At 67.6% G+C, this 12,612-nt stretch carries 7 protein-coding genes; 2 read left to right on the forward strand and 5 right to left on the reverse strand.

Translation table 11 applies throughout. The annotated features are described in order from the left end of the window. The 5 genes from G6N77_RS18875 to G6N77_RS18895 all read right to left on the reverse strand — a co-directional run. The coding region (locus G6N77_RS18875) for an NAD(P)-dependent malic enzyme (RefSeq protein WP_262455700.1) at nt 1-1,181 on the reverse strand (1,181 nt) is incomplete at its 3' end. Nucleotides 1,182-1,440: 259 nt separating this feature from the next. Beyond that, nucleotides 1,441-4,743, reverse strand: coding sequence for an ATP-binding protein (locus tag G6N77_RS18880; protein WP_165183717.1), 3,303 nt, complete (start codon nt 4,741-4,743; stop codon nt 1,441-1,443). Further along, on the reverse strand, nt 4,740-5,468 hold the full coding sequence (locus tag G6N77_RS18885) for a DUF4194 domain-containing protein (RefSeq protein WP_165183718.1): 729 nt from the start codon (nt 5,466-5,468) through the stop codon (nt 4,740-4,742). Before G6N77_RS18885 ends, G6N77_RS18880 begins: the two co-directional genes overlap by 4 nt. Continuing rightward, nucleotides 5,465-6,922, reverse strand: a complete 1,458-nt coding sequence (locus tag G6N77_RS18890) for a DUF3375 domain-containing protein (RefSeq protein ID WP_165183719.1) — start codon at nt 6,920-6,922, stop codon at nt 5,465-5,467. Before G6N77_RS18890 ends, G6N77_RS18885 begins: the two co-directional genes overlap by 4 nt. 53 nt (nt 6,923-6,975) lie before the next feature. After that, the gene (locus G6N77_RS18895) at nt 6,976-10,644 is read right to left on the reverse strand and encodes a TM0106 family RecB-like putative nuclease (protein WP_165183722.1); all 3,669 of its coding nucleotides are present in this window, start codon (nt 10,642-10,644) and stop codon (nt 6,976-6,978) included. Nucleotides 10,645-10,771: 127 nt separating this feature from the next. Here G6N77_RS18895 and G6N77_RS18900 point away from each other — a divergent pair, with 127 nt between their 5' ends. Both G6N77_RS18900 and G6N77_RS18905 read left to right on the forward strand, forming a co-directional pair. Then, complete coding sequence (locus G6N77_RS18900) at nt 10,772-11,059, forward strand: acylphosphatase (protein ID WP_165183720.1); 288 nt, start codon at nt 10,772-10,774, stop codon at nt 11,057-11,059. A 39-nt stretch (nt 11,060-11,098) separates the two neighbouring features. Continuing rightward, nucleotides 11,099-12,586, forward strand: a complete 1,488-nt coding sequence (locus G6N77_RS18905) for a TIGR01777 family oxidoreductase (protein WP_165183721.1) — start codon at nt 11,099-11,101, stop codon at nt 12,584-12,586. Nucleotides 12,587-12,612: the final 26 nt, after the last annotated feature.

Here is a 12,612-nt window from a genome sequence, read left to right on the forward strand (position 1 = left end):
TACCCAACAACACCCGCCACCGCAGCCGCCACGGCCGGAGCAACACGCGGATCGAGCGGACTGGGCACCACATGGTCCGCGGCCAGGTCCGCACCAACCAATCCCGCGATGGCCCCGGCAGCCGCCAGCTTCATGGCAGGGGTAATCCTGCGCGCACCCGCATCAAGGGCGCCGCGGAAAATGCCGGGGAACGCCAGGACGTTGTTGATCTGGTTGGGATAGTCGCTGCGGCCCGTGGCCACAACCGCGGCATGGCGGGCCGCGACGTCGGGCTGTACCTCCGGATCGGGGTTGGACAGCGCGAAAATGATGGCATCCTGGTTCATGCCGGCCAGCGCAGCTTCCTCGATGGTGGAGGAGGAAACGCCCACCACCACGTCGGCGCCGTCGAGCGCTTCATGAATGCCTCCGGTCAGCCCGTGGCGGTTCGTCTTGGCGGCATAGGCGGCCTTGACACCGTTCAGGTCCCCGCGGCCCGCATGAATGATGCCGCGCGAGTCCAGGAGCACCACATCGCCGACGCCGGCGTCGAGCAGTATTTGGGCCACTGCAATGCCGGCGGCACCCGCACCGGAAATGACGGCACGCATGGAGGCAAATTCCTTGCCGACCACCTTGGCGGCATTGGTCAATGCTGCCAGCACCACCACGGCGGTACCGTGCTGATCGTCGTGCATGACGGGGCAGTCCAGGGCCTCGATGAGGCGGGCTTCGAGTTCAAAGCAACGCGGCGCGGAAATGTCCTCGAGGTTCACAGCGCCATAGCTGGGCCGCAGCCGGACAAGTGTCTCAATGATTTCATCCACGTCCGTGGTGTCCAGCACCAGCGGGATGGAGTCGAGGTCGCCGAATGCCTTGAACAGTGCGGATTTGCCCTCCATGACGGGCAGTGACGCCCGGGGACCGATGTTTCCCAGTCCCAGCACCGCAGTGCCGTCGCTGACCACCACCACGAGGCGGCTGCTCCAGGTATGGCTGGCGGCCACGGCCGGGTCCTGGGCGATGGCCCTGCTGACCTGGGCCACGCCCGGAGTGTAGGCGATGGAGAGGTCCCGGAGGCTGGCCAGGGGCACCTTGCTGGATATTGACAGCTTGCCCCCAACGTGGGCGGCAAATATTTCTTCTTCGGACAATTGGATCTGGCTTCCGGCAGACGGGGCCAGGGTTGCTTCTAATGACACGTGGGTCTCCTGCGTCGCTTCCATTGGTGGGAGGCGCGAGAGCGTCCAGGCGGCTATTTGCCCGGACGACGGCGGCTGCCGCGCAAGGAGGTGGCGTGCGGCGGCGCCTCGCAGTGCCGTGCCGCGCCCGTACGTCGGTGGACGGGCAGCAGCAAAAACGGCCTGTGCTGTGGTTTTGTATGTCCCATAGTAGCGCAGCAGGGGGAACCGGTTGCGACACGGGGCCGGCAGCACGTCACATGGTGACACGCCACCACCGTCAGCGCAGGATGATGTCCGTTGCCGTAGCGGGGGAGCGTCCCGTGGAAACAAAGCCGGACACATTGGCCTGGGGGTGCTTGATGATGTCCGTCACCGAGCCAAGGTGGCGGGCGAGATCCACCTTGTCCTCCGGGGCGGCCAGCAGTAGCTGGAAGCCGAACTCCTGCAGGGCGTTGATGCCGGCCCCGGCGTATTCAGAGTTGGCCTGGATGAATGCTTCGTCAATCATTACGGTCCCGTAGGTGCTGTACCCCTGGGTGTCGATGCCGAGCTGGTACGCCAATGCGGCGCCCATGATGAAGGAGGTGAAGCGCTGACCCTCGCCGCCGGAAAGCGTGCCGGGTTCCAGCCCCAGTTCAACTTCACCATTGGGACGGTGCTCATTGCAGCTGATGGTTACATGCTGGCGCACGTCCAGGACCGTGTCCGCCCACGCCTGCAGGCTGGAATCATTCAAGGCGTCAACCAGCCGCTCCAGTTGCTGGTAGCTGGCGGACATCTTCTCCTCCGTGGCCTTGGCGTACGCATTCCCCAGGGCGTCCTTCAGGTCAGCGCGGAAGGTGCGGGCTTCATCCGGAATGGTGGTCCTGACCTCCAGGCGCAGGCGGCTCCCCTTTTCGAACGGCACATCTTCCAGGATCTGGTTGAGCGGAAGGATGCGTTCCTCGATGGCGCGGCGTTCCTCCTCGAGCAGTTGGAGGAGGTCCGAGAAGCGTTCGTAGGAGCGGTTGTTGAAGTACTCACGGAACTCGTCCTGGCGCTGCGGCAGCCCCTCGGAGAGGATGCGCTCGTACAGCTGCTCATATTGTTCCGCGGCGTCGGCCCCCGTACCGTGGCTGGCGCTCATGGACGGCCCGAATTCGCGGGCGAAGGACTTGAACGTTTCAGCCAGGGCCCCCTCGGTACGGAACACCCGCTCCTTGAGGGCGGCAATCCTCTCGCCCACCTCCACCGTGGTTCGGCTGGTGAACTGTTCCAGCTCGGCCAGCGACGCCGGCCCGCTGTCGGCCACATGGGGGGCAAGGGCCTCGGCTGCCCAGTCAGCGGGCGGCTGGTCCGCGGCCTGTTGACTGGTCAGCTCCGCCAACTGCCCGACGTCGCGGAGTTCCCGCTCCAGGCCGGCCAGGTCATTGTTGAGCACCGCCAGGCGCCCTACGGCGGACTCCAGTTCCGCCTTTGCCCCGCCCAGGGCGTCCCTGATCTGGGCGAGTGTGGCACTGCTGTCAATGGTGGCCTGCAGGGCTGCCTCCAATTGCTCCAGCCGGGCGGCCAACGGCGCTGAATCGAGAAGCTCGAATACGCGTTGGTCGGCTGCAACCCGCCTGAGCGCGGCAAGCCGGCCTACCAGGGTGTCCTTCGCCTTGCTCCGCTGGTCGGCAAGGGCTGCAGCGCCTTCGTGGTCGGCGGCAAGTTCGCCGGCGCGGGCCTCGAGCTGGGCAATTTTGTCCGCGTTGTTGAAGCCCAGCAGATAGTCGCCGGGGTTGACCGTGCGGGTGTCACGTTCAAACGTGGCCGAGTTGACCTTTAGCGTGCCCGCAAGGGATATGGCACGGCTGTGTTGGTGAAGTTCGGCGTCCAGGTCCACGCAGTGGAACGCAAAGTCACGGGCCACCTTGGACCGCAGCCAGGCGCCGGCGTCGGATTTTTGGAACTCCAGCTTCGTGGCGAGTTCCCCCTCCGCCGGTTCGGCGGTCCGCGCCGGTGCCCCCATGTCCATCCAGCGCAGCTTCCCGTACCCGTCCAGGGCGTTGATGGCCCGGGTCACCGCTTTGATGTGCTCTCCGGGAACCAGGAGCGTGGTGGCAAGGGACCGCAGCACCTTCTCGGCGGCCGGACGCCAGGCGCCCTCGCCGTCGGCAATGTCCACAAGCTCGCCGGCAAACGGCATCCCGGCCGGATCCAGCCCGGTCTCGGCGCATATGGCCCGGCGGGCGGCAGCGCTGCGCCCGTCAATGTTGCTCCCGCGGCGCTGGTAGGAGGCAATTTCCGCCCGCAGCCGCTTCTCCTCCGCCTTGGCGTTGATGCTGGCGGCCACCGCTTCATATTCGCGGGTGCGTGCGGACTCCGTTTCCGCCTGTTGCAGTTCGACGCCGGCTTCCGCGGCCGCGCGGGCAGCGGCAAGCCCGTCCGCGGTCCAATCGTAGGCAAGCCCGGCTGCGTCGAGATCGTCACGGACGGCCGATTCCACGCGCAGGCGTTCCTCGAACTCCCTCTTCGCCGTCCGAATGTCCCTTTCCAGGCCGTCGATGGCCCGTCCGCCATGGCTGGCGTGCTGCTCATCCAGCGCAGCCACGGACTCGGCCAGTGCATCCTTGGCGGCCGCGGCCGCGTCGATTTCGCGGCGCTTGTCCTCCAGCCGGCTGCCGAGTGCCCGGGAGTTTCCGGCCAGCAGGTCGGCGCGGAACTGCTGCGCCAGCAGCGGCAGCTGGACATTTTTTAGTTCAACCGTGCGGTTTAAAGATTCCCTGAGATCCCGCAGCTTGCGGTTCAGTTCCGGGACCGGCGCCAGGGCATCGCGCTGCCCGCGGGCATCCTCGAGCTGGCGGTAGATGCCGCGCAGGTGGCTGAAATCCTCCACGGCTGCCCTGGCGGCGGCGAGCGTGGCGGGCTTGTCCAGGACTTCGTAACGGAAGAAGCGGTTCACGCCCTTGTCGAGCCCCTTGCCGTTTTGCAGGGTGCGCAGCAGGCTGAACGCCTTGTCATTGTCGATGCCCAGCTTCCGGCGGAAGCGTTCGGCAAAGGTCTTGTGCACATCGAAGGCCTCGCAGCCGGGCAGAGCGGCGTGCAGGGACGACGGCGAGAAGCGCCGGCTTCCGTGCCTTTCCAACGCCGCGGTGTCCAGCGGCTGGTCGTGGATCACGTAGTGTTTGCCCACCTGGCCTTCAAGCCCGTTGGCCGGCAGGTCGAAAAGGGCGGCAATGCTGACGCGCCGGCCCAGCCCGTCCTCAAAAACCAGGGCGGTGGCGGACCAGGTGGCGCTGGGCCGCTGGTAGACGGTGCCGCCGGCCGTCTTGATTTTGCGCCCCCGCATGTAGCTGAACGTGGTGCGCCTGTCCTTGCGGTTGGAAGCCTCGTGGGCGGACTCATTGAGGCGTGGAGCCGCGTAGAAAATGTGCTGGATACCGTCAAACAAGGTGGACTTGCCCACGCCGGGATGGCCGGTGAGCAGCGTGCCGGCCCGGTCCACGTACATGGCGTGGCGGCCGTGGAACGTGCCCCAGTTGATGATCTGGATCTGGCTCAGCCGGTACTGGCCGGGGTTGATTTCCTCGCCAATGGGCAAGGTGGTGGCAATGCTCATTCGGCGTCATCCTCCAGGGTCAGTTCCAGCTCGGCTGCAGTTTCACGCTCAATCTCGTGGGCGCCGTTCGCGTCGAGGGCGGCCAGGTAGGCGGGGATTTGGTCGATGGAGTCAAAGGGGAGGGCCAGGGCCAGGGCGTTGCTGACCCGGTATTCGGTGGCCAGTTCGCTGGGCAGCAGCAGCTTCAGGGCCAGCAGGCGCGCCAGGGCCGCATCGGTTTGTTCGTCCAGGCGCTTGTCGTCCAGGGCCCCGGGGCGGCGATGTTCGGCCAGGATTTCCCGGGCCCCGGAACGCGTAATGGTGACGTCGGTGCCCGTGCCGGCGTGGCGGTCCAGGAGCATGCGCAGCCTCAATGCCAGGAGGGTCTCCTCCCGGCGCAACGGTTTGCGCGCCACGATGGGCTGGGTGTGGACGGCGTCGATCTCCGCCGGTTGCAGCAGCGCGATCTTCCGTTCCGGATCGATGGACAGCAGCAGGAAAATCTCGCTCAGGTACTGCTGCAGGGACGCGCGGTGCGTGAGGATGGTGGTCCACAGGGCCGGGTCTGCGGTGCCGTCAATGTACGGCCCCCGCAAAAGCCGCACCAGCGACTGGCGGATGTCCAGGGCGAAGGTGCCCGTGTCGCCGGCAAACAAGGCGCGCTCGGACCGGTAGGCGATGCCGGGGACGGCACCTGGTGCCGGGGTGCCGGCGTCGTGCGTGTCGGATTCGGGACCGGGGATCATGGTGCGGTGTCCTTTGTGAAGGTGACCAGCGGCAGCCGGGCGGTGCGCTCGGTGCCGTTGATCTGGGTGAAGCGGAGTGTTTGCGTGCGGGTTGCGTCGAACGCCTGGTCCGTGCTGCGTGCGGCCAGGACCAGCCCCCGGATGGAGTTGATGTGGCGCAGTTCCGCCGGCAGCTCGGCGTACGCGTCGGCCAGGGTGGCGGTGCCGTTGCGGGTGGCCCGGGCGCGTCCGACGGCGGCGTGCAGGGCGGGCATGTCCGGCTGCGGTGTGGCGGGGGTGCGGTGGATGTCGGCATCGCTGAGGGCGGGCGGGGCTGCCAGCTTGGGTGGCGGGATGTGGTCGTCGGGGTTGAAGATGCCCAGGCCGGACAGGGTTTCAAAGTTGGGGGCGAACAACAGCGGCGTGGCGACAGGGGTGCGGGGGCCAAGCCCAGCCCCTGCAACGGCCTGTTCGGCGGCATGTATGGCCTGGCGCAGCAGCACCGAATCCTTGAACTCATCGGACTGGACGAAGGTGTGCAGGCTCTCGGACAGGCGGCCGTAGATGGCGTGGACGTCGGCTGCCTGGCGTCGCATTTCCCGCACCAGGGTGGCCAGGGTGGTCCGTTCGCCGGGCGAAAGCTGGCTGGTGAAACCGCGTTCCAGCACCTCATTGACGGCCTGCCGGAAGCGGGCCTGCCGGGTGGGGTCATTGAGGAAATCGGTGAATCCTTGGAAAGTCCCGCCCTCGGCAGTGTTGCGCAGGGCCCTGTCCCCGTCAAGGACCTGGCCCACGGCCACTCCCTTCGTCACCGAGGATTCCATGATTTCCTGGCGGATGGTGTGCAGCATTTCCTGGACGCCGTCGCGCATGAGCTTGAAGTCGGCCGGGAGGCTGGCCGCCAGGTCCAAGATGCTGCGGACGGCGGCGACGGCTGAGTCGTCGGAGAGCACGGCCGGGTTCTGGCCGTCCCGCAGGGCCTGGGCCTCGGCCTGGCGTTCGGCGATTTCCGCCTCCAGCTGAGCTATGCGGTGTTCCGGGTTGGCATTCGTCTGGAACGAAAGGGCCTCAATGCTGGTCAGCAGGGTGTTCAGGCGGGAACTGTTGAGGTTGGTGTGGTCCGAGGTGCTGGTGTCCATGAACGCGAGCACGCGGGAGGTGCTGGCTGTCGGCTCGTACACAAAGCGGCCCTCCACCATGGGCCGGGCCAGGAACTGGCTGCGCACCCAGGAATCCGCGTAGTTGGAGGCCTGCCAGGACTCGTTGAGGCTGAGGTTCTCGTGGCGCAGTTCCTTCATGAATGCGGCCAGGTCCGCATGGAACTCTTCCAGCGGGATGCGCTGCCGGGCGGGCGTGAAGGCGGAGCTGAGGAAGGCCACCGCCCAGGGCGCTGTCTGCATCAGCCTCCAGCCCGGTCCGCGGCGCAGCTGCGATTGGGCATGCCACTGCGCAACGGCATTTTCAGTGGAGCGCATGGCGGGGCCTTCGGGGTGGTGGTGGGACGCCGCGGCGCGGCAGTGCTCCCATTTTATGGCATGGCAGGCGTGCCGCCCCGCGTGCACAGGCCGATGAATGCCCCCAATTCCTCCAGCCCCGCGGGCGTGGATGGCATGAAATTGCTCAGCTCGGGCGAGCGGATCACCACGGCCCGCCACTTGCCGCGGGAAACGGCCACATTGATGCGGTTGCGGTTGAGCAGGAACTCCATGCCGCGCGGCGCGGCTGCGGGGTCCGCACAGGCCATCGTCACCAGCACCACGGGCGCCTCCTGCCCCTGAAACTTGTCCACTGTGCCCACACGCACATCCTGCAGCCCGGCCGCGTCCAGTGCACCGCGCACCAAGTGCACCTGGGCGTTGTAGGCGGCCACCACCAGGACGTCCTCCGCCCGGAGCGGGCGCCGGGACTCCCCGGCGCCGGGCGTCCATGACAGCCCGATGTGAGCCTTGGCCTGGGCCACCACTTCGGCGGCCTCCTCCGGTGAGGACTGGACATTCTCCCGCGTGCTGTGCGGCGAAGGCGCCACGAAGACCGTTTCCACCCCGGCGGGCTTGCCGGCCAGGTGGCGCTCGGAAGCAGCCGGTGCGGACTGCAGCTTTCCCTCATAACTAAGCCGCGACACGGCCGCGCACAGTGCCGGGTGCATGCGCCACGAATCTGCCAGAAAGTAGCCAAGTTCCGGCGGCAGCGTGGCGTGCCCGGCCGACAGCCAGCCCAGGGCGGATTCGTCAACAGGTGCGGGGTGTGAGCCCTGGGTGACTTGCGGCAGCTGCTGTGGATCGCCCAGCAGCAGCAGCCGCTGGGCGGACTGCGCCACGGCGAGCGTGTTGGCCAGTGAGTACTGCCCGGCCTCGTCAATGACCAACAAATCCAGCGACCCGGCCGGTACGTTGGCGCCCGTCATGGTCCAGGCAGTTCCGCCGATCAAGGCCCCCTCCGGCCCGCCCAGCAGCCGACCAAATTGTTTGTCATCCGTGACTTTCCACGGCACCTGGTGCGGGGCGGCCAGCTTTTTGCCCACCCGTTCCGGGTCGACTCCGGCCTTCTCCACGGCTGCCCGCAGCATGTTTTCCACCACGGCGTGCGATTGACCCACCACCCCGACTTTCCACCCGCGCGACACCAAATTTGCAACCACGTGCGAGCCGACATGGGTCTTCCCGGTGCCGGGAGGCCCCTGGACAGCCAGGTAGGAGTGGTCAAGGGCCAGCACGGCTTCGGTGATGGCGCCAATGTAGTCCCTGCCCTGCAGGCTGTGTCCGTCCCCGGGCACGACGGCGCTGGGCAGGTTGGCGCCTCCGGCCAGCCTGGGGCGGGCCTTGCGCAGGATTTCAAGGCCGGGGTGCCTGGGCAGGTCGGGAAGGCTGCTCCCCACCGTCGAGGCCAGCTCGGCCAGGGCAGTCCGGATGCTGGTGGTGCGGACAGGCTGGTTTGGGGTCAGGGCCATGGGCAGCTGGCCGTATGGCTGGACTTTCAGGGTGGACTTTTCCGCCACGAGCAGCGTGGTCAGCTCCGGGGTTGCGGGATCGGACATGTCTTCCAGCACGGTGATGTTGAACAGGCCTCCGCGCCGGGCGGCCGCGGCGGGATCGCCTGTTTCTTCGGCCATTCCGTCCGGCAGGGGGGCGTCAAACATCCCAAACCACTCGGTTTCCGGGCGGAAGTCGGAGCCTTCCGTTGCCGTTCCCGTCACCTGGAGGATGCGGCTCTCAGTCCGTGCCCGGGGCTTGTCCGCCGGTTTGGCCCAGTCCTCCACCACCGCAACCTCCTGGATGCGCAGGATGTTGCGTTCCTCGGCCCAGGCATCTGGCTGCCTCTCCAGCCTGTCAAAGTGGCCCCACCAGAACTGCTTGTCCTCTCGGCGGTGATAGCTGGCGGCGGCCGCAACCATGTCCACGGCGTTCTCTTCAGGGGTGAATTCATGGCCTTTTTGGGCCCGCAATCCGTCCAGGAACGCGAGCAGCTGCAGTTCCCCGGGGCTGGGTTCGTAGCCGTCCTTCTTTGCCTCGGAAACGTCCAGCTTTCCGCTGCCCTCGGTCCAGGCCGCCACCTGCACGGCCGCCCCGATGCTGAACAGCCAGTTGCGCAGGCGCAGGGTGGAAAGGCAGTCGTACTCGTTGTACGCGGAGATTGACTCCAAGGTCTCCCGGGCCTTGGCGGCCTGGCCAGTGTCCCCGGCCAGGCCGGCGTCGCGCTCGGCACAATAGTCCGCATAGGCAACTACGGAGGCCCCGGCGTTTGTCACGTCCCCTACGCGTCCGGCGGGCATGTAAAACGGCTCCAGCTTCTTGATGGAATAGGAGGACTCGGAAATCCGGACGGACTGGCGGACGGTGTCCAGCAGGTCCACGAGCAGGCCGCTGCGCAGCCAGCCGTCCACAATGTCCTCGCCAGCGCCGTGGAGGACGGAAAGGTTCCGCAGGGCCGATTTTTCGTACGGCGCATAGTGGTAGACGTGCATGTCCGGCCACTGGCGGCGGCGGGTCTCCACATACTCGAGGAACGCCAAAAAGGCTGCACGTTCCCCGGCGCGGGAATGGGCCCAGAACGGCGTGAACACTTCCCGTGTGCCTGGGGCGGCGCCCGGCGCAGGGGCCTCGATGGAGCCAAACAAGTACTCCAGGCCCCATTTTTCCGTGGCCGGATCCTGCCAGAGCGGGTCCCCCTCAAAGTCAAAGAAAATGTCGCCGTCGCTGGGCGCGGGCAGGCGGCTGACGCTGTCCCGCAGCACCTTGTAGCTGAGCTGGTGCGCCTCCGCACCGGTGCCCGCGGTTGCCGTGCCGTCCGCGGTTTCCAGGCCCACTTGCATGCGCGACTGGTCGCGCAGGCGGACCAGCGGCCCGGTGGCGGCGGACAGCGGCATGGTCGCCAGAGCGTCGATCGTGGAGATGCCCTGGGCCAGGAGTTTGCGGCGCTGCGAACCCGTCATTCCGTTGACCAGGAGCAGATCCCGGTGCTCCGCCACCTGCTGCGTGCAATAGTCGCAGCGCCCGCAGTAAGTGATGCCTTCCTGCAGCCAGGCCACCGTCCCTGCCTGCTTCCGGTGCCCTGCGGTCAGCGCCAGAAAGTGGTCCCGGCGTTCGCGGAACACGGGCAGCAGGTCCGCCATGGGGTGGTTGCTGTGGGTGCGGTCGCCCAGCACCAGGGTGGTCACGGGAGCCACAGCTATGCCGTACTTTTCCAACTGGTCGCCGTAGGCGGCCAGCTGCAGCAGCGCGCTGGTGCGGGCGTGCCGGGCCAGCTTGGTGTCCCACACGGCATAGGAGCCATCCGGCTGCCGAACCAGGAAGTCTGCGAATCCGAGCAGCGAACCGTCAAAGAACGTGGCCTGAAAAACGACGTCGGCCCCGCCACGCAGCGCTGCCAGCGTTTCCTCGCGCTTGGACTCCAGGCCGGCCCAGCTCAGCTCCCCGCGTTCCACGACCTTCACACCCGTGCCGGTGGCCGGATCCCACGGGCCGTGCTGGGCAACGAACTCGCTCAGGACCTTGTGCTCAAAGGCGTCGCCGAGTTCGGCGGCCCGGCGCAACATGGCGTCCTCCGGGAATCCGGGCTTCTGCGACCGGCCCAGCTTTTCATCCAGGATCCGCAGCGTTCGGTACTGGCACTCACTCGCCACCACCAGGTCGGAGGCGGAAAAGATCAGGGGCGAGCCGGTGACGTTCGGACGGTCCGGGCGGGTGGGGAGGAGGAACATGGCGGCGCCTTCCAGCAAGTCCAAAGTGCAGTCCCTTGAATCTAGCAAGGGCCACTGACATGGGGCGTAACCCTCCCCAGCGGCGCCAAACCGTGGGAACATGTGGCCAACGCGGGAAGGAGGTGCCATGGCCGGAAACAGCGGGCCTGTACGGCTCACCGCCGTCGTGCACGGCATGGTCCAGGGCGTTGGCTTCCGGTGGCTGACGGCCCGCAAGGCCGCGCAGCTGCAGCTGGACGGGAGTGCCGTGAACCGGGCGGACGGCACCGTGGAGGTGGTGGTGGAAGGGCCGGAGCCTGATGTCAGGCAGCTGCTCGACTGGCTGGAATCGGACTCCGCACCCGGCATGGTGTCCCGGGTGGAGGCGGAAATTACTCCGGCCACGGGTGGCCTTCACGGCTTTCACACCGGGTAGCGTGGGAGGCAGCAGCTGGCCCCACCACCGGGAGATTCAATGCACACCATTAGCCGCACCACGGCCCTTCCCCACCCCCGCGCGGACGTCTTCACGTGGTTCACCCGGCCCGGCGCCCTGGTGAGGCTGACGCCGTCGTTCCTGGGGACCGTGCTGGCGGAGCCCAGCGATGGCATCAACCCAGGCTCGACGGCGGCCCTGGGCGTGGGTGCGCCCGGCGGGCTCGGGCTGTGGTTGGGCTCGGCGGCGGGGACGTTGCAGGGGCTGCTGCCGGAAAGCCTGCGCAGCCTCAACGCCCTGCGGCCGCAGCTGCGGTGGGATGCCCTGCACACTGAGCTGGTGCCGGGCGTGTCGTTTACGGATGTCATGACGGAAGGACCGCTGACCTCGTGGACGCACCGGCACGACTTTGCCGACGGGCCGGTGCCGGGCAGCACCATCATGACGGACACGATCACCTACCAGCTGCCTCCGCTGCCCGGAAAGGCGTGGGCGGCGGCACAGCTGGAGGGCGCACTGGAGCGCATGTTTGCGTTTCGGGAACGGCAGCTGCTTGGCGAGCTGGCCTTCCACGGCCAGCATGCAGGGCCCCCGCTCACCATCGCCGTGGCGGGCGCCTCCGGGATGATCGGCACGCAGCTGTGCGCCCTGCTGGAAGGTGGTGGGCACACCGTGCTTCGTTTGGTGCGCCGGGCGCCCCGCGGGCCCGGTGAAATTTTTTGGGACCCCTCCACCGGGACCCTTGACGCACAGTCGCTGGCCGGCTGCACGGCCGTGGTCAACCTGGCCGGGCACACCATTGGGGGCCGGTTTACGGCGAAGACCAAGGACGCCATCTATCGCAGCCGCATTCAGGGCACGGCCCTGCTGGCGGAAAAGCTGGCCCTCTTGGCCGGCGACGGCGTTGCCCGGACTCTGGTTTCCGGCTCCGCCGTGGGCTACTACGGGGCACACCCGCACCAAGCCGACGGCCAGTACGGGCAGGCGTCGTCACGGGCACTGGTGGAGTCCGACCGGGCCGGCACGGACTTCCTGGCGCTTGTCTGCCGCGACTGGGAAGCCGCCTGCCGGCCTGCGGGGGACGCCGGCCTGCGCGTGGTCAACGTCCGCACGGGCATTGTGCAGTCGGCGGCCGGAGGCGTGCTGCAACGGTTGCTGCCCCTCTACCTGGCCGGCGTGGGGGGCCCGCTGGGGCGTGAGCAGTGGCAAAGCTGGATTGGCATTGACGACATTGTTGGGCTCTTCGCCGATGCGGTGCTGGACGCCGGGGTGGAGGGGCCGCTCAATGGGGTGGCCCCGCACCCTGTGACGGCCGAACAGTATGCGCGGGTGCTGGCCACCGTGCTGCGCCGTCCGGCCATGGTCGCCGTGCCGGCGGTCGGGCCCAAATTGCTCCTGGGCCGCCAGGGCGCCCAGGAACTGGCGCTCGCGGACCAGCGGGTGTCTGCCGGGAAGGCTGTGGAAGGCGGGTACCAGTTCCGGCACGAGTCGCTGGAACCGGCCCTGAGGCACATTTTGGGCAGCTAGCCGCGCTGTACCTGTCATCGCCGTCG

The organism is Arthrobacter silviterrae (genome assembly GCF_011045165.1).
In the GTDB taxonomy this organism is placed as follows: Bacteria; Actinomycetota; Actinomycetes; order Actinomycetales; family Micrococcaceae; genus Specibacter; species Specibacter silviterrae.

Coding starts and splice junctions, on each gene's coding strand:
- G6N77_RS18880 (WP_165183717.1), bottom strand. CDS start 4,743: ATGAGCATTGCCACCACCTTGCCCATTGGCGAGGAAATCAACCCCGGC.
- G6N77_RS18885 (WP_165183718.1), bottom strand. CDS start 5,468: ATGATCCCCGGTCCCGAATCCGACACGCACGACGCCGGCACCCCGGCA.
- G6N77_RS18890 (WP_165183719.1), bottom strand. CDS start 6,922: ATGCGCTCCACTGAAAATGCCGTTGCGCAGTGGCATGCCCAATCGCAG.
- G6N77_RS18895 (WP_165183722.1), bottom strand. CDS start 10,644: ATGTTCCTCCTCCCCACCCGCCCGGACCGTCCGAACGTCACCGGCTCG.
- G6N77_RS18900 (WP_165183720.1), top strand. CDS start 10,772: ATGGCCGGAAACAGCGGGCCTGTACGGCTCACCGCCGTCGTGCACGGC.
- G6N77_RS18905 (WP_165183721.1), top strand. CDS start 11,099: ATGCACACCATTAGCCGCACCACGGCCCTTCCCCACCCCCGCGCGGAC.